18 protein-coding genes are annotated in these 17,371 nt (G+C 49.2%); 8 read left to right on the forward strand and 10 right to left on the reverse strand.

All coding sequences use genetic code 11. The features are described 5' to 3' along the window. Nucleotides 1–87: 87 nt before the first annotated feature. Nucleotides 88–1,266 carry an SGNH/GDSL hydrolase family protein gene (locus BMW71_RS03110; RefSeq protein WP_092169318.1) on the reverse strand — a complete coding sequence of 393 codons (1,179 nt, stop codon included), beginning with the start codon at nt 1,264–1,266 and terminating at the stop codon, nt 88–90. Nucleotides 1,267–1,925: 659 nt separating this feature from the next. Here BMW71_RS03110 and BMW71_RS03115 point away from each other — a divergent pair. Then, entirely contained in the window at nt 1,926–2,495 is a 570-nt protein-coding gene (locus tag BMW71_RS03115; protein WP_092170226.1) for an acyl-CoA thioesterase, read from the forward strand. Nucleotide 2,496: 1 nt separating this feature from the next. Here the strand turns inward: BMW71_RS03115 and BMW71_RS03120 are convergent, their stop codons facing one another. After that, nucleotides 2,497–3,216 (reverse strand): class I SAM-dependent methyltransferase, encoded by a 720-nt coding sequence (locus tag BMW71_RS03120; protein WP_092170228.1) that lies wholly within the window; start codon nt 3,214–3,216, stop codon nt 2,497–2,499. A gap of 190 nt (nt 3,217–3,406) precedes the next feature. Here BMW71_RS03120 and BMW71_RS03125 point away from each other — a divergent pair, with 190 nt between their 5' ends. After that, nucleotides 3,407–3,853 (forward strand): DUF4440 domain-containing protein, encoded by a 447-nt coding sequence (locus BMW71_RS03125; RefSeq protein WP_092169321.1) that lies wholly within the window; start codon nt 3,407–3,409, stop codon nt 3,851–3,853. Nucleotides 3,854–3,917: 64 nt separating this feature from the next. On the opposite strand, the gene BMW71_RS03130 is transcribed toward BMW71_RS03125, so the two are convergent. The 4 genes from BMW71_RS03130 to BMW71_RS03145 form a co-directional block, all read right to left on the reverse strand. Next, entirely contained in the window at nt 3,918–4,580 is a 663-nt protein-coding gene (locus BMW71_RS03130; protein WP_092169324.1) for a bifunctional 4-hydroxy-2-oxoglutarate aldolase/2-dehydro-3-deoxy-phosphogluconate aldolase, read from the reverse strand. Nucleotides 4,581–4,659: 79 nt separating this feature from the next. Next, nucleotides 4,660–5,112 (reverse strand): NanQ anomerase/TabA/YiaL family protein, encoded by a 453-nt coding sequence (locus BMW71_RS03135; RefSeq protein WP_092169327.1) that lies wholly within the window; start codon nt 5,110–5,112, stop codon nt 4,660–4,662. A gap of 11 nt (nt 5,113–5,123) precedes the next feature. Beyond that, entirely contained in the window at nt 5,124–6,149 is a 1,026-nt protein-coding gene (locus BMW71_RS03140) for a sugar kinase (RefSeq protein WP_092169330.1), read from the reverse strand. A 351-nt stretch (nt 6,150–6,500) separates the two neighbouring features. Further along, nucleotides 6,501–6,980 (reverse strand): YehS family protein, encoded by a 480-nt coding sequence (locus tag BMW71_RS03145; protein ID WP_092169333.1) that lies wholly within the window; start codon nt 6,978–6,980, stop codon nt 6,501–6,503. Between the two features lie 243 nt (nt 6,981–7,223). On the opposite strand from BMW71_RS03145, the gene BMW71_RS03150 reads away from it, so the two are divergent. Together BMW71_RS03150 and BMW71_RS03155 are read left to right on the forward strand one after the other, a co-directional pair. After that, the gene (locus BMW71_RS03150) at nt 7,224–7,409 is read left to right on the forward strand and encodes a hypothetical protein (RefSeq protein WP_092169336.1); all 186 of its coding nucleotides are present in this window, start codon (nt 7,224–7,226) and stop codon (nt 7,407–7,409) included. Between the two features lie 107 nt (nt 7,410–7,516). Beyond that, the gene (locus BMW71_RS03155) at nt 7,517–8,320 is read left to right on the forward strand and encodes an SDR family NAD(P)-dependent oxidoreductase (RefSeq protein WP_092169339.1); all 804 of its coding nucleotides are present in this window, start codon (nt 7,517–7,519) and stop codon (nt 8,318–8,320) included. Here BMW71_RS03155 and BMW71_RS03160 read toward each other — a convergent pair whose 3' ends face one another. After that, nucleotides 8,321–9,172, reverse strand: coding sequence for an SDR family oxidoreductase (locus tag BMW71_RS03160; protein WP_092169342.1), 852 nt, complete (start codon nt 9,170–9,172; stop codon nt 8,321–8,323). It abuts the gene before it with no gap. After that, nucleotides 9,162–9,560 carry a hypothetical protein gene (locus BMW71_RS03165; RefSeq protein ID WP_244891058.1) on the reverse strand — a complete coding sequence of 133 codons (399 nt, stop codon included), beginning with the start codon at nt 9,558–9,560 and terminating at the stop codon, nt 9,162–9,164. Before BMW71_RS03165 ends, BMW71_RS03160 begins: the two co-directional genes overlap by 11 nt. A 596-nt stretch (nt 9,561–10,156) precedes the next feature. Here BMW71_RS03165 and BMW71_RS03175 point away from each other — a divergent pair. Continuing rightward, nucleotides 10,157–10,705: a protein N-terminal glutamine amidohydrolase gene (locus tag BMW71_RS03175; RefSeq protein ID WP_092169348.1), complete on the forward strand. Its 549-nt coding sequence runs from the start codon at nt 10,157–10,159 to the stop codon at nt 10,703–10,705. Here BMW71_RS03175 and BMW71_RS03180 read toward each other — a convergent pair. Together BMW71_RS03180 and BMW71_RS03185 are read right to left on the reverse strand one after the other, a co-directional pair. Beyond that, the gene (locus tag BMW71_RS03180; protein ID WP_244891059.1) at nt 10,702–11,574 is read right to left on the reverse strand and encodes a polysaccharide deacetylase family protein; all 873 of its coding nucleotides are present in this window, start codon (nt 11,572–11,574) and stop codon (nt 10,702–10,704) included. The genes BMW71_RS03175 and BMW71_RS03180 overlap by 4 nt on opposite strands. After that, nucleotides 11,564–14,263: a DUF7133 domain-containing protein gene (locus BMW71_RS03185; protein ID WP_092169351.1), complete on the reverse strand. Its 2,700-nt coding sequence runs from the start codon at nt 14,261–14,263 to the stop codon at nt 11,564–11,566. The genes BMW71_RS03180 and BMW71_RS03185 overlap by 11 nt, the downstream gene beginning before the upstream one ends. 185 nt (nt 14,264–14,448) lie before the next feature. On the opposite strand from BMW71_RS03185, the gene BMW71_RS03190 reads away from it, so the two are divergent. From BMW71_RS03190 to BMW71_RS03200, 3 genes are all read left to right on the forward strand, one after another. Further along, a complete protein-coding gene (locus tag BMW71_RS03190) occupies nt 14,449–15,543 on the forward strand; it encodes an amidohydrolase family protein (RefSeq protein WP_092169354.1) in 1,095 nt (364 codons plus the stop codon). An 82-nt stretch (nt 15,544–15,625) separates the two neighbouring features. After that, nucleotides 15,626–16,324, forward strand: coding sequence for a hypothetical protein (locus tag BMW71_RS03195; RefSeq protein ID WP_092169357.1), 699 nt, complete (start codon nt 15,626–15,628; stop codon nt 16,322–16,324). A gap of 32 nt (nt 16,325–16,356) precedes the next feature. Further along, nucleotides 16,357–17,268 carry a pirin family protein gene (locus tag BMW71_RS03200; protein WP_092169360.1) on the forward strand — a complete coding sequence of 304 codons (912 nt, stop codon included), beginning with the start codon at nt 16,357–16,359 and terminating at the stop codon, nt 17,266–17,268. Nucleotides 17,269–17,371 lie beyond the last annotated feature (103 nt).

The raw sequence follows: 17,371 nt of genomic DNA on the forward strand, positions 1-17,371 counted from the left end.
CGTATAGCGAATGTTCTGTATGGGGTCACTTGTTGATAGGTTATTTCCACAATCTGTGATACGATTTTGTTACTAAATAAATACGTCTTAGTCGCCGGAGACGGGTTGAATTCGGTACTGTTGACGGACCGGCTTCTTTCCCAGGTTTATTTTCTCCTCCAGCCAATAGATCAATGTATCGAGGGCATCCAGACCTTCTTTGTGTCTTCCTTGCTCGTACTTCCGGAATCCAATGATATAGGTGCGGTTTTGCGGGCGGTATTTTTGGAAATAGATCCGGTCCTTTTCCCGGATTCGTTCCAATAGCTCGCGGCCTTGGGCAACTTCCGGACCCTGTTCCAGGGCCATGCCAGCCGCGAACTGCTTGTGGCTGCCTACGGCAACCAATTCACCGTCAATGGTCAACGTATACATCCCCTTTGCCAGTCCCTTTACCTGGATTTGGTTTTTCTCCAGCGGCAGGCGGAGTTGGTTTGGAACTCGGGTAAACGAAACCGTTCCGGCTTTACGATCCGATTCCAGGCCGATTAGAGAATCCCCGCCGAGGACCGAATTGCTGGAAATATCCAGTACAAGTTCTTGCTCCAAAACGGGAGAATGGATGGCAGAAACGATAAGCTGGGCAAGTTGGTGATACCCCTTTTCATTGAGGTGGATGCCGTTGGATTCCCAGCAGTCGATTGATTCGGGAGAATAAAATGCATCAAAGACATTCACAAAAAACACCTTTTCCTGGTCTTCCAGTTGAGCCATTTGCTCGTTGTATAGGCGCAGCGAGGCGTTCCTCTCGCCCAACAGATTGTCGGTACCAGCTGCACGATGGGGCAGGGCAGAAAGTAGGATTACCCGGGTATTCAACTGATCCAGGGAGTCCAACAAGCGTTGTAATCCTTCGGCAAAAGCGGGGAGTCCTTTTTCGCCAGATTGCGCTTCGATCCCCCCATAGGCCAGAATTACCCAATTGGGTTGCACGTCCCGGATTTGTTGGATGAGTAATTCAAAGGGTCCGGGAGGACTGGTATAATAGCTTCGGGCATCGCCAAAAACCGTATCCCCGGACCAGCCCAAATTTCGAAAGGAGAGCTGCTTTTCCGGATGATGGCTGGTAATCAGGTATTCCAGAAATCCATACTGTTGTTCGTTCTCCATCAGCGAATTGCCCAGATAAACAATCCGATCCCCGTCTTTGGGACTGAAGATTTGTTGGGAAAAGACGGATGAACTAAAGGACAGCAGAAGAAAAAGAAAAATGGGGATGCGGTACATGGGTTTTAATAGAGTCTTGGGCGTATGCTATTGATTTTGTTTTACAATATAAAAAGGAAGTGTGATTTTCACTTGGAAATTAGCAATTATTCCATTGTTGGTTCATTCTTCTGGTGAATTGGTTTAAATCCGTAAACCTGTCCCGTTTTGGTTGGTATCCACCCAGTAGTAAACGTCGGTAGATGAAACCTGACAGGTTTAACCCTTTATTTCTCAGGTGAAGATAGGAATAGGTAACGGATTCGCGATGTAAACCTGTCAGGTTTTGGTTGGTATCCGGCCAGTAATAAACGTTGGTAGGTGAAACCTGACATGGTTTAACCCTTTATTTATCTGTTGAATAATAGGAGTAAGTAACGGATTCGCGATGTAAACCTGTCAGGTTTTGGTTGGTATTCAGCCAGTAGTAAACGTTGGTAGGTGAAACCTAACAGGTTTTGGTTGGTATTCGGCCACTAATAAACGTTGGTAGATGAAACCTGACAGGTTTAACCCTTTATTTATCAGGTGAAGATGGGATTTGTTTGGTTTTGATAGGCAAAATCCGGTTCTTCTGCTTTCGGCATAGGGATATGGGTTTCTTCCGTATAAATTTATAAAAATCTTACCTATCTTTAACGGCCTTTACGATGTATGTTGATGTATACCTATCCTTTTCAATGACTGCAATCCTTCCTGCAAAGCCAGCTAATTTTTCCCGGGTCACCATGACCGAGTTAATGATCCCCTCGTATGCAAATTTCGGAGGAAAAATACATGGAGGCATTTTGCTTTCGCTGATGGACAAAGTAGCCTATGCTGCCGCTAGTAAGCATTCCGGGGCCTATTGCGTCACGGTTTCGGTAGATACGGTAGACTTTCTCCAGCCGGTAGAAGTAGGGGAGTTGGTTTCTTTAAAGGCATCGGTAAATCATGTGGGCACTAGTTCCATGATCATCGGCATCAAAGTGATTTCCGAAAATGTAAAAACCGGCGTGGTAAAACACACCAATACCTGTTACTTTACCATGGTCGCAAAAGGGGAGGACGATAAGCCTACTCCGGTGCCACCCTTGCTACTCGAAACCCGGACGGATGTGCGGCGATTTGTCGAAGCGATCAAACGGAAAAATTATAAAAAAGAGTATGGGAGCATGTTGCAAAAAATCAAGCAAACCTGGGATCAGGAAGCAATATCTTCCCTGTTACGTGATCAGCGGTGTGAACTGGCGCCGGAATTGAGAAGGTAGCTCACCGTTCTTTTTCAAAAACCAGAAAATGCTGAATGTTTAAAAACTGACCATTCTTCTCCAGGGTAAACCCATTCGCACCGAGCTCTTTCTTCACCTGCCTTACCGTCATCTTGTGTAGGGGTTTGATGGCAACAGCCGGGTCTTCGCCACGGTATTCGATCAATACCAACTTACCTGTGGGCTTGAGCGCTTTGCGCATGTTTTGCAGCATTTCTTGAGGAAATGCCAACTCGTGGTACACATCCACCATCAAGATAAGGTCCAGCGCTCCTTCGGGCAGATTTGGCGATTTATCCGACCCGACCACCGGGACAACCTGCTTCATGCCCAAATTGTCTGCTTTTTTTTGCAGGAAATCGATCGCTTCTTGCTGAATTTCTACCGCATAGACAGTACCCTCTGTAACTTTTTTGGCGATTCGGAAGGTATAGAAACCCGAGCCCGCCCCAATGTCCGCGACAACGGAATTGGCAGTCAGTGGCAGGTTTTTTATGGCCAAATCGGTGTTTTCCTCCTCCGACCGTTCGGGTCTTTCCAACCAGGCCATGCCGTGAAATCCCATGATTTGTGAGATTTCCCGACCCATGTACCATTTCCCGGTCCCGTCCCGACTAGCGCTGGTGTAGCTGTAGGGACTCGCATCCTGACCGAATACGGGAATGCCGCAGGCGACTAATTGAAGTACGAAGAAAACGGTGACGCGGAGAAACTGAACCATGGTGTATAAACGAAATTTCCTGTGCTTTGTTTTATGCTGGAGTGGGTACCGATGGGGAAAAAAAATGATTGGGTTATAGCGTGGATTCATCCCTCGTTTTTTCACATAGCGCACTAATTGACTAGCAGGGCGGGCGCTGCGTTCCGGTTCCATCAAATTTTAGTATCTTTAGGAAAACCTACAGCGAATTATGAACAGAATAGGAATCATGGGTATCGTTTTGTTTGCGGGCTTTTTTTCCAACGGTCTTCGCGGACAAACCATCGAAGATGGAAAGGCCATTATTGACCTGGTCGGTATGTATGCAGATGCCAGGGACCGGGTCGACACCGTGCTTCTGGCGAGCATATTGACGGATGATGTGGATCAGTTGGTTTCCACTGGAGAGTGGCGGTACGGCAAAGCAGCCGCCATCAAAGGCATGGGCGGCAGCTCCCGGGCAAATCCCGGAGACCGGGTTTTAAAAGTGGAGCGGGTCAGGTATTTGGACGAAAAATGTGCGCTCGCAGACGCGCGCTACGTTATCAACGGCGAAAACGGTACCGAACGAAAAATGTGGAGCACCTTTATTGCGGTAAAAGTGAAAGGAAATTGGAAGATCTCCGGAATCCGAAACATGTTACCGGCCGGGAATTAAAAAAACCAGCCAGTCGCGCTGTTTGCTGCGGCTAGCTGGTTGATCAGGTATTCACTATCAGGCCTTAGCCCTTTATTTCGTGGACGATTTCCAGGGCCTTTTTGGTCATTTCCTGAATCTGGGCATAGTCCTTCGCTTGCAACAGAGGCTTACTTACCAACTTACTTCCCATGCCTACGGCACATACACCTGCGTCAAACCAGGACTTGATGTTTTCCCGGTCCAGGGAAACACCGCCGGTAGGCATGAACAGCAGGTTGGGAAAAAGCGACTTGATTGCGGACATAAAGCCGGGGCCGAGCATGTCTCCGGGAAACAATTTGATCATTTTGGCTCCCATGTTTTCGGCTTTAATGATTTCCGAGGGTGTCATGCATCCGGGTATCCAAAGCATGTCGTTCGCGTCTGCCACTTCCGCCACTTCTTCGACGAGACCCGGGCAGATGATAAAATCCGCACCTGCTTCGATATAGGTTTCGGCCATTTCCTTGTTTTTGATCGTGCCGATCCCCAGCAACAGGTCTTTCATGTCGCTATCGCGCAAGGCCACCATTTTTTTGAAATTGGAAAGGGCTGCCTCGCCACGATTGGTGTATTCCACCATGCGAATACCGGCACCGTACAAGGCCTTAAGCACTTCCAGGCTGACGGTTTCGTCTTTGTCAAAATACAGGGGAAGTAGTGCTTGTTCGGGTATCTTGTGTAAGATTGTGTCTTTTTTGCTCATCGTTTTAGAATTAACTCATCCCGGGTCAGCAACTGATCGGGAAGGAAATGAATGAAGGGTTGCTGTGACCAACCCGACTTTAAATCAATACTTTTATCACCATTTTTTTCAGCGCACCTTCGCCTATCATGGGCGAATGTACGTCTTCCGGAAAAAGGATGACAAACTGCCCCGGTTCCATTCCGAAGTACATTTGCGGCGCATCCGCATAAAAAGACACGTCTTTTTCCGGATTGTAGGATCCTTTCGGTTGGGTACATTTTTCTCTGGGTTTCCAACCGATCGATTCCTTTCCGCTGATGCAAACCTGTATGTCGATATGCCGGTCGTGGCACTCGAATTTTTCGTTGGCTTCTTCCGCAGTTTTAGCCGGTTTGGTAAAAACCGCAGCTACCAGTTTATCTCCATCTATTGCATATTTCCCATCTTCCAGGGAGGACAGGTCCTGTTTGGATAGGTAGTCGAATGCCGCTGCAAACAACGGATGCACGGCATGGTACTTTTTGCTATTGGCGAGGGTGTCAAGTATCATGGTTTCCTGGATTAACGCTGAACCCTTCCGCTGGCATCTCCGCCCATTAGGACCTTGACTTCAGCCAGGGTAGCGTGGTTCATGTCACCCGGGATGGTATGCTTCAGCGCCGAAGCCGCTACCGCAAACTCACAGGCGTCTTTCATGGACATTTTTTCTACCAGGCCATAGATAAAACCGCTGGCAAAAGAATCCCCGCCGCCGACGCGGTCTACGATGCGCACGTCGTACTTTTTGGAATGGTAAAATTCGGTCCCGTCGTATACCAAAGCGCTCCAGCCATTATCGGAGGCGCTGTAACTTTCGCGAAGGGTAGAAGCGATGTATTGAAATCCAAATTTCTCCTTCATCTGCTTGAACACGTCCTTGTATCCGTCCAGATTAAGTTCTCCTTTGGTCACATCGGTTTCCTTACTTTTGAAGCCAAGGGTGGTTTCGGCGTCTTCCTCATTGCCAATACAAACATCCACGTACTGGCAAAGACGTGTCATTACTTCCCGGGCTTTTTCCTTACTCCACAATTTCTTTCGGTAGTTTAGGTCGATGCTGGTCGTCACGCCTTTTGCTTTGGCTGCCTTGAGTGCAGCTTCAGTCAGGGCCGCTGCTTTATCGCTGAGAGCAGGCGTGATGCCGGTGGTATGAAACCAAACGGCATTTTCAAATATTTTATCAAAATCAAAATCAGCGATTTCTGCCTCAGCGATGGACGCATCGGCCCGGTCGTACACCACTTGAGAAGCACGCATCGATGCACCGGTTTCCAAAAAGTATATGCCCAGGCGTTTTCCACCTTTGGCAATAAACTGGGTGTCCACCCCATACCTTCTCAAATGATTGATGGCAGACTGACCAATGGGGTTATCTGGCACCTTCGTAACAAAGGTCCCTTCCAGGCCATAATTGCAAAGTGCGCCCGCTACATTGGCTTCCCCTCCTCCATAAGTAATATCAAAGGTGTCTGACTGCACAAAACGTTTGAAGTCAGGTGTAGAAAGACGAAGCATTACTTCTCCAAGGGTTACAACTTTTTTTGACATGATTGGTTTATGTGTTTAATGATGAATTGAACAAGTACAGTAAAAATTGGAAAGGTGCCATTTCGGAAGCAATGATGCTACAAAAGGCCTTTTCAAGACAAGACTACTGCTTTATTTTCTAAAAACCAAATAAATTGGGTGGGTGCGAAAGTATTTGATTCGCTATCAATGTGATACCGATGAGTCGTGTCAAGTCGTCAAAAGGAGGTGGAAAGAAGCCGTATTATTTGTCCCGGTAAAATCGTTTTTTAATGGATCCTAGGGAGGTTCGAAGACCGCTGGAAAAACCCCATCTATATCTCGAAAGCGCAACGGGATCCGCTAAGCTTCGTTAGGGAAAATCAACAGCGATCAGGTATCCGATTCGTTGGTTCCTTCCCGGTAGTACTGCCGCATGCCCTGAAGAAAATTACGCAGGATTTGGTCTTTGCAAAGACGGTATTGCTTTTGTTCCGGTTTCCTGTAAAATGCACTCAACTCGTGTTTGCTGATGATCCGTCCGGCCAATTCCAGGATTTTCAGTTGTTCCTCGTCGGTCAGTTCCAGAGCGATCTTTAGCTTTCGCAGGATTTGGTTATTGGTCAGCCGGTTTTCGGGAAGTGGAACGGCTCCTTCTTTTGCACCTCGTTTGTAGGTAATCAACCCATTTAAAAAAGCGGCTAGCTTAAAATCTCCCAGGGGATTAAAGGCTTCGTCGTCGTCTTTTTTCAACCAGTCACTGACTTCTGCACGCGTGGTTTCCAGGCCGCCAAGTCCAAAAATCCGAATCATCTGGTCATCGCCAAAATCAAATGTATACCGCAGGCTTCGTAAAATATCGTTGTTTTGCATGGGGCATAAAGGTAAGAAAAGCGATGAATTAGTTCCCCATGGAGCGGCAGCTAATTCCCCAGGGGCAGTGGTAATTCGAGGGGACCCCTACTAGGCAATGGATCTAACAGCTCCTCCCGCGACCCTACATACCGTATTTTTTCATTTGGTTGGGATCAAAGGAGCCACTGGTTGAATTTCGCCGGATTAGTTGCAAAAAGGTTGGGCCTATGACGACAGGGTTCCCCCAACTATTCGTATCTTTTGGAGATAAACACGGCAACGAAAATACTACCCGGCTGGCAGTTTTGCTGTGCGGTAAACACCTGGGAAGAAATCTGGGCTACGGATTTGGAACGTGCATACGGGGTCGATTTGGAGGCCTATGGGCCGGGGAGCAGCGATTGGAGCGATGCGCTGGTCGACAAATATTTGTCCACCCCACAATAAGCTCAGGCTTTTCTGCCGGGATAGCGTTGAGCAGCTGACTCGATTTACAGCGGTCATGACTTATTTTTAGCGGTTTTCAGTGTACACAAGTCGAAGAACAAAACAGGATGCAGGCGCAACAACATACTCCCTACACGTTAATCACCGGTGCCAGTATGGGTATTGGAAAGGCTTTTGCGGTTGCCTGTGCCCGAAAAGGCCGAAATCTGCTGTTGGTTGCCTTCCCGGATGGTCAGTTGGAAGAGGTGCAACGGGAATTGCTCGCGGTATTTTCCGTATCCGTAATCATTTTTCCCGTCGATTTAACGCAAGCAAACGCCGCCCAACGGTTGGTTCGGTTTTGTGAGGAAAAGAAACTGGCCATCGATATACTTATCAACAATGCCGGCATGGGAGCGGGAGGGTTGTTTGAAAACATTCCTTTGGAAAAATACCTGCAAATCATCGACCTGAACAACAAGGCCATGGTCTCCCTGTGTCACCGGTTTCTTCCGCTTTTGCAAGCACAGGAGCGGGCCTATGTACTTAACATGAGCAGCATGGAGGCGACGTTGCCTTTGCCCTACAAAGCGGTTTATACTGGTTCCAAGAATTTTGTCTACGCATTTTCGCTAGCCTTGCGGGAGGAACAGCAACCGGGACCGGTTTCGGTCACGGTTGTTTGCCCCGGACCGGTCCTAACCAATCCGGAAGCCCTAATGCGGGCAAATGCCCATGGAAAACGGGCCAGGTGGGTCATGTGCAGCCCGGAAGAAGTAGCGGATTTGGCACTCAAAGGATTGTTTCGCGGAAAAGCCGTGGTGGTTCCCGGCAGGGTCAATCAGGCACTGGTCCGGCTGATGAAGCTGGTGCCAACCTCCCTCAAGATGTGGCTTTTGGAGCGCCTGTTTCGGGTGTACCGCAATCATTAATTAAAAGTAGGAGGTGATGCCACACATTTCTTCGCTTAGTTCCCACAATCGGGATGCGTCCAGGGGGGATAGCGCTTTTTTACTCGGATTTTTTTGCCGGCAATTGTCCCAGTAGGCTCCGGAAATTCCCTTCACTTCAGGGGACTGCGCCAGGTAAATCGATGTTTCGGCTCCTTTCTCGGGTGATTTACCCGTAAGGCGCCGAATTTTCCAGGCAAAGCCGTGCCAGCTAAGGGTGTGTTTGAGCCCGATATCCGTTTTGACCAAACCCGGCTGCACTGCATAGCTGGAAAGCTTTGGATGGGTTTTTCTTCGGTCAAATTCCCGGGTAAACAATACATTGGCCAGCTTGGATTGAGCGTAGGCACGTAGCCCGTGGTAGTTTTGGCGGAGGTTTACGTCGTCAAAATGTAGTTTTCCATGAAAATGCGAATCCGAACTAACGGTAATTATCCGGGGATCGTCCGATTGTAGCAGCAGGGGTAGCAAGCAATGCGTCAGCAAAAAGGGAGCCAGGTGGTTGATTGCCCATTGCCGCTCAAAACCGTCCGGAGTCCGGGAAAAAGTCGAAAACCAGGCCCCGGCGTTGTTGATCAACACATCCAATTTGGCATACTTTTTTTTCAAGCGGGCCGCCATATTGCGAATCTCCTGCTGGGAGCTCAAATCGGCCAGGGCATAGTCCAGGTCTGCATGGGGAAACTCCCTGCGAATGGCGTCCAATGTTTCCCTGGCTTTTTCCTCGCTGCGGCAGGAGACAACGACCCGTGCACCCATTTCTCCAAGCGCTTTGGCTGTGGCCAATCCAATTCCCGTATTGGCGCCTGTTACCAGGCAGATTTTATTTTTCATGCGTTGGTTTCAGTTTCTTCTTTTCTTCCAGAATGTGCGGGTACAGATCGTAAGTGGGATAAAATTCGGTGGAAAAGGCACCCCATACACTTTTTTCCACGGAGATATTCAGGTTTCGCAATTCGCTGGCGGGTATTTTGACGGTAACCACCTGTCCGATACCCATCATCACATACCAATTCACCACTTTGGCAGAAGGGGGAGGAAAGTTTTCCAGAAAGCCATTGTTGTTTCGAATTTCCCGTAATTCCTCGATGTTTTTGTCCTGGTGGTGTTTCATAAAGATGGTGACCATCAGGCTGTCGGATGCCGTTTCGGTTTCGGCTTGTTGCCCGATTGACAGGTGGGCGACACCCAGAAAAGTAAGGAGTAAAATTGCTGTTTTCATGATTCGGTTTCCGTTTTGGTGGTTTTTCATTTTGTTTTGCCATAAAAAAGCGTTTTGCCGATCGCCAGCAAGAACCTCTTTCTATCGGAAAATATCACGTACAAAAGCTGTTTTGTTTCGTTAAAACCGAAGCGTTTGCAACGGTTTATCTACCAATAGAAATACATCCGGACAGTAATACCCAACCGACAGTGCTTAAAGTTAGTATTTTTTTTCGGATGCCAGACAGGGGTAATCCAAAGCAGGGAATATTTCGTCGAAAGAAAACAGCAGCGCCCAATGGAAGGGTTTTTGGTCGGACTGGTTTTTGGCGTTCTTGCGTTTTCAATCGATTATCCACCGGTTGATTGTTCTCAATTCATTGTATCTGGATCCAAATCGTTATTTTTGCTTCACTTTCGCTCAGAGCAGCTATTGACCTGGTATTGGCAGCATCCTAAAATGACTGCCTCAGATCAGGTGTAATGGAAATGAACGTGAGTATTTCCAGGAAAACGAACATAAAACAAACCAACGAAATCCTGCGTGTCAAATGCTCCCTTACGTTTGATTTTTGTATGCGCTGGTTTGATTTGTATTAAAAAATTGCTTGATCCATGGGTAAAGAAACATTTAAATACGTAGCGAATTATTGCGAGGAAAATATCTGGCAGCTGTGCAGACATCCGGTGTTGGCAGAAACGGACAAGCGGGTAGTGATCGTTTCCAACCAAGCCGGAAACTGCTCTTTTTGGCAGCAGCAATCCATGCCTGACTCTGGTCCTGTTTGCTGGGATTACCACGTAGTGCTTTTGGCTTTTGTCAGCGGGGAATGGTGTGTCTATGATTTTGATTCCAAGCTCGAATTCCCGGTGGGTCTGGCGAGCTACCTGGAATGCACCTTCAGACCAACGCAAACCACAGCGGCGAATGCCCCATTTTTCAAAGTGTTTCCGGGAGATGAATTTACCCGGACTCTTTCTTCCGACAGAAGCCATATGAAAAATGCCGTTGGAAACTGGATTTTTCAGCCCCCCGCATGGGATGCGATTGAAAGCGATCAGTTCCCAGGCTTGCACCTGAACGAAATTCGCGATTTCAGCCCAAAGAGTCCCCATCGGGTACTCAGTTTGGACGAATTAAAAGCCGCATTTGTGCAGGCTTAATTTCGCAAGGGCCGGCTCAAGTCGGGTTTCAGTAGCCTGGCTGCCTCCCCAAAATCTATGTAGGAACCCAAATCCTGGAGGGACAAGACATGGTATCCTTCCTGGCTTAGGTAATCCAGGTACCTCCTAAAAAGCGCAGGTGAAGTACTCACCCAGGGATGTTCCAGGTCAGGCACCCCATGGATGGTCAAAATAACCACTTTCCCATCCCTGGCTTTTTCCAGCGCATCGAAAATCTCTTGTTCGTTTGTATCGTCCGTTGCCCAGCTGGGTAGGAGGTACGGGTGATCGGAAAGGGGGTCGTAGACGCGGCCACCTCCGGCTCGCGCAATTCGATACTGTTTTTCCTGCAGGACCTCCAATACCGACTCGCTCATGCTGTAACCCGGATAGGCAAAACTACGGGGTTGTTGGATCCCGAGGGAATCCGCTTTTCGTTCGATATAAGCGATTTCTTCCCGTATTTCCGCTTTCGAAAGCTTTCCGACCGGGGCGTGACTATGGGTGTGGTTGGCTACTTCAAAGCCCATCCGATCCAATTCCTGCATTTGGCGCCAGTTCATGTACTTGCTGCTATCCGCGTGATTGGGCGGAAATTCGCAGACGAAAAAGGTAGCGCCAAAGCCTTTTTCCTTCAATAAAGGAGCCACTTCGGAATAGTGGCTGGCCGGGGCATCGTCGAATGTCAGCACCACGATCTTGTCCGGTAGCGGTTTTCGAAGTACCTGGGAAGACAGTTCTCCATACGCGAGCATCAGGCAGGCCGCCAGGAAAAACCGACGAACCAAGCCGGTGCTACTGCCGTCTGCCTGTTGACCGATCCTACCCGTCGACTCGTTTGGGCTGCCGTTTGCACGGTTACCGTGCATAGAGCTTCACGTTTTTCATGGCCCAAACCTGATTGCGGGGCTCTTTTACCAGCAAGCGTAGCTGGTTGACGGGCCTTGACTCTTCCCACCGAAGGCTGTTGCTACCTGCTTCTCCGGTACCCCGAGCCACTTCGGTCCAATCCGTTCCGTTCGTCGAGACTTCCACCGAATAGCTGCCTGGATACTGTTCCTTCCCCGCATCAAACTGGATCTCTGTCAGTTTTTGCGGTTGGGGTAGTACCAGTTGAAACCACATGCCTTCCTTTTGCTCCTCTTCGGTTTTCCAGCCCTTGAAGCCAAAGGCATAGCTGGGATCACGGGTGGAACCCACACCCTGCAAGGCCGTACTGCTTGCAGAAACCTCCCAGTTGTCCTTAGGAAACAGTTGCTTGGGTATTTCGGCCACCAGGGCATCGTAGGAGTAATTGCCTTCCCGATCCCCGGTAGCTGCCCGAATTTGCGCGACGTATTCCGGGCTAACAAAGCTGGCCTGGTTTCCAAAGTCGTTGCGTATGTAGGACAGTACCGAGGCAATCCACTCGTCGGTATTCTCTCCCATGGCAATCATCACGCCTTCGTATTCTTTGCCCTCAATGGCTCCGGTAAGGCCATGAAGCAGTGTCTTAACGGCGTATTCCGGGTGTCCCTGTACGCGCGGAGATCCGGAAAAGCCAGGAGCAATCAATTCGCCTCCGTCTGCTCCGGTGGGCGTTCCCAGGCCTTTTACCCCGTGGCAGGTGGCGCAGTAGCTATCAAAAATGGATTTTCCCTGATCAAAAAGGGCTCCTTCCACCACCGTATATTTGGTGGCGGCCCGTTCCCGTTCTTCTGCCCGCCTTTCCAGTACCTGTTGGGCTACGGTTTGGATACCTTTCGCCGGGTTGGTATTCACCGCGTTTTGCATCAACTCTTCTACTCCTTCAAGATCCAGAATATGGGCACTTAGCAGCGCCTGTACGGCCACCTGAGGATCCGGATCGGAAATGCCTTTCTTGTAATCCGCCTCCAAACTTTTATCGCCGTACTTGTACAGGGTTTCTCCGGCGCGCATGCCATGAATCCGGAATGTGGGATTCGAATCGGCCATCCAAGCGCGTACGAGGCCGGCTTTTAGTGCGCCCAGGCCTTCCAGGGTCCAGAAGGCATGCAGGCGCGCCAACTCGCTTTCGTGGTTTTGGGCCATTTCGGCTAATTTCGGAACGACCGAACGATCCTGACGCAAAATCAACAATTGCTGGGCTTTATCGCGCCACCAGCCATTGGGATGGGACAGGTGCTGCAAGAGCTCTTCGGTAGATTCTTCAAACATGCGGGGTTTTTCCGTACTGCGGGGGTGCTCCTCGTGGCTCAGTCGCCAAATACGGCCATTTCCGACGACATCGTCCATTTGGTATTGTTGGATTTTTGTTCGCAGGTAACTGCCTTTCTGGGTCCAGTTGCCTTCCTGGATGATGCCCCGGTACATGTCCACGATGTATAGCGTTCCGTCCGGGGCGGTAGCCATGTCGACGGGGCGAAACAGCGGATCGGTGGATTGGATGAATTCGGTTTCTTGATCCCGGTACGCATTTTGAATATACGTCAACCCTTCGGTCTTATCGGAACGCACCTGACGGACGATTCTTCCCACCGGTTCTCCGTAGAAATACTGGTTAACCAGTTCTTTGGGAAGCCGGTCACCCCGAAATACGTCATTGCCGGCTGCTCCGGTAACGTTATTCAAGGAACCATCCGGTTTGGTTTCCCGCATCCCGGGTTCAAAGTCGGCCAATTTTACCAGGCTGAAGGGTTCGCGAAATCCGTCTTGAAACTGTCCGGGAATCCTGAAATTCCCATATACGATTGGAAAATTGAAATTTTGGGGGACACCACCTGCGCCGTCCTGAAACCAAACCTGTCCGTAATTATCCTGGGTCACTCCCCATTGCCCGTAGGGATTTCCGGTGGGTTCCTGAATGACGCCCTCCGGCGTCCATCGGATACGGCGGGAATTGTAGGTACTGTACATCCAGTTATCCATGGTCCAGGTCAAAAAGCTGGTTTGGTGTTCTACGTTGCCGGAGCGCCCCAGCCCAGTTGCAAAAAGCTCTTTTTTGTCGGCCTTCCCGTCTCCATTGGTATCGGTAAACTTGTACACGTGATCCTCGTTGGATTCCATGGACAGGATGGTATTTGGTCCGAAGGGAACCACAAACCGGGGAAATACCAGGCTATCCAAAAACACGACTCCTGTTTCATAAATGCCATCGTCATCGGTATCCTCCCAACGGGAAATACGGCCTTCCGGCATCAATTCTCCGGTAGCGTCAATATCCTGCATGTAGGTTCGAAGTTCCAACACATACATTCTCCCGTTGCCATCAAATTGAATGGCAGCAGGTTCCTGAATGTGGGGTTCGGCAAGGATGGGATCCATTCGGTATCCCGGTTGCAGCCGAAAGGTCTTCTGTTCTTCCAATGCCGATAGGGGGATTACCGGCGCCGTTGGCGTCAGGTCGATGCCTTTCCATCGGGCCGATTCCATATCCACTCCATCTGGTATTTCAATTTGGGGATAGGGAGCTTCTTTTCGTTGGGGATCCAAATGCTCTTCCGGTGAACGGTCAAAAACCGGTTTTTGCACTTGTTGCTGCTGGCAGGCAGCTACCAGAAAGAGTAAGGGTAAATAAACTAAATACGTTCGAATCATGGATAAGGTACGGTATTACGTGTGATGGTAGGCGTTTTTGTAAACGCCAGACGCTTTTCCAGGAAAAGCACGCACCAAAGTAGGGTATTTTTACAAAAGTACGGTAACCACAAAAATAAATTTTTCGGGTTTTTCTATCATCCTTGCAGATTATATACTACTTTGACTGGTTAACAAAAACGAATATGACGAAAAAATTGCTCCGAAGACGAATTCTGTTTCCGGTTTGTTTCCTGGTCCTGGCATCCGCCTGCGGAACCGATGCCGACTTTTACACACTGGAAGACTACGCCTCCGTTCCGAAAATCGATGTGCACGTACATCTGGAAACGGATCGCTATTTATTTGCCGAAAAAGCAGCGGAGGACGGGTTTCGGCTGATCAATGTGGCGTTGGAGTACACGGATGGCTGGAACGATGTACGCCGGAAATTTGCCTACGGCCAGTTGCAAGAAGCGGCCTACCCGGACAGAATGGCAAATGTAACGGCTTTTGCCGTTTCCGATTGGGACCGTGCGGATTGGGAGGAAAGGGTGATTGCCTGGCTGGACAGTTGTTTTGAGCAGGGAGCCTTGGGGGTAAAAGTCTGGAAAAACATCGGCATGGTCTCGCGGGACAGCGCTGGCAATTTGATTCAAATTGATGACCCCCGTTTTGATCCAATCTTTGATCACCTACGCAAGCGGGGAAAGACGCTGATGGGGCATTTGGCCGAGCCGAAAAACTGTTGGTTACCCCTGGAAGAAATGACTACAAATAATGACCGAAATTATTACGGAAGGCATCCGGAATACCACATGCACCTGCAGCCTGAAATGCCGAGTCACGAAGAACTCATTCAACGCCGGGACAACATGCTGGAGAAACACCCGGACCTGAAATTTGTCGGCGCCCATATGGGTAGCCTGGAGTACGACGTGGACGAACTGGCCCAAACGCTGGACCGCTTTCCCAACCTGGCGGTAGATTTGGCGGCGCGGATGGGCCAGGTGTTTTACCAAACGGCTGCAGACCGGGAGAAGGTGCGGAATTTCTTTATTCGATACCAGGACCGTTTGCTGTACGCCACCGACCTGTCGGATAACGGTAGCCGTACGAAGGAGGCCTTGCATGCGGCCATGGATGCGGCCTGGAAGCGGGATTGGGAGTTTTTTGCAACCGATAACGCGATGGAAAGCGACCTGATCAACGAACCGTTTCAGGGATTACAGTTACCCAAAGCAGTGGTAGACAAGGTGTTTTATCAAAATGCTGTGGAGTGGTTCGGGATGGAAGAATAAGTAATTTTCACGTATAGCATTGGCTAAAATCATTCAGGTATTTTTTTTACGAAATAGTATAAATTAATAAAGCGTTAAAAAAATGAAAGCGATCGTACTCACATTATTGACAACAGTGATAGGAACTGTTGCATGGGCGCAGGGAATTCAAGGGGAGATTACCTCTCACCCCAAGAAAGCCATGGACATGGTTCTTATGCCGTTTGGGTTGGATCATTCGATTATAGCCGGGCAGGTGGATAAAAAAGGTGTTTTTTCCATTGAATTGGGGGGTAAAGACACCCAGAAAGTACCTCAAGACGTTAAATCCATGTTTATGAGTGACTTGTTTTTTAACTTTCACTTCAGGTGTGGCAATGGAGATGATTTTGGGGAATACCGGGACGTACCGGCAGCGCGGATAGATTACGTCAGGCTCCTCCAGAAAGGGCAGTGGGCCGGAACGGTATTTATGGTTTCCGATGAAAATCTCATTCCCTGGCTGGAAGATGAAGCCTATCAACCGGCGGTTAAGGGAACGTTTTGGGAAGTACTCTACCTGGAGGATGAATTGACTGTTTCGGCCAGCTGTACTTCCTCCAAATTTGTTGACGCCGATACAAATGTGGATGTTACCTATGCGTATGAATTGGCATTAAAACCGGGGTTTAACTGGGTGGAATACCAGATTGAGGAGGTTTATCAAACAGAAGATGACCAAATGGCCGCTTTTCCTTCAAAGGTAAAAATAACCAACCTGTCGGATCCTTCCAAAATAAAATGGATAGGAAAATATTATTAATAAGATAAATCCCCGAGTGGTTTTAGCCAATTATGCCCGAAATCGTCATTAATGCCCGAAAAGCTGCTATCGGTCCCGGACTGATGGTCAACCGGATACTACCCTTTCGCATGCGCCGCATGGTGGGACCCTTTATTTTTATGGACCATGCCGGCCCGGTCCGGCTCAGTACCGAAAAGGGTCCGGCCATGGACGTGCTTCCTCATCCGCATATTGGCTTATCCACGGTCAGCTACTTATTTAAAGGAAACGTGACGCACCGGGACAGCCTCGGCGTAAAGCAAGTCATCGAACCGGGGGAAGTCAACTGGATGACCGCTGGAAAGGGGATCGCTCATAGCGAGCGTTTTGAGGATCCGGCGGTATTGGCCGGCGGACAACTCGAAATGATTCAAACCTGGGTGGCCTTGCCCGAAAAAGACGAGGAATCTGACCCTACTTTTTTCAATTACCAAAAAGATCGCCTGCCTGTATTCGAAGAAAAAGGCCTATGGATGCGGCAGATAGCAGGGGAGGCCTATGGTCTGAAAAGCAATGTGCCCACCCACTCTCCCTTGTTCTATTTACATGTGGAACTTCAAAAGGGATACCGGTTGAATGTGCCGGATGAATACGAAGAACGGGGCCTGTATATCGCCAAGGGCAGCCTGGAATTGGGCAGTCAGGTGTATAAAGCGGGGCAGTTGCTGGTCTTTGGGAAATTCGAACAGGCAAGCGTGAGGGCTCTGGAGAATTGCACCATCATGTTACTTGGTGGGGAACCAGTGGGCGAGCGATTTATCTGGTGGAATTTTGTGAGCAGCCGAAAAGAGCGCATCGAGCAGGCCAAAGATGACTGGAAGCAGGGGAGAATCGTTTTGCCTCCGGACGACAAGGAAGCGTTTATTCCGCTACCGGAGGACAAATTCCGCCGAAAGGATCCCCCACCGGAGGCGCTTTCTTAGTGCCGAAGTAAATCGCATGCATTGTTTACCCGTATTGGGCATCATTTCTGATAAATGAACTGACCTAACCAGCGAAGGAGAACAAGTAGTAGATTAAAAAGGG

This window comes from Cyclobacterium xiamenense (assembly GCF_900109255.1).
Taxonomy (GTDB): domain Bacteria; phylum Bacteroidota; class Bacteroidia; order Cytophagales; family Cyclobacteriaceae; genus Cyclobacterium; species Cyclobacterium xiamenense.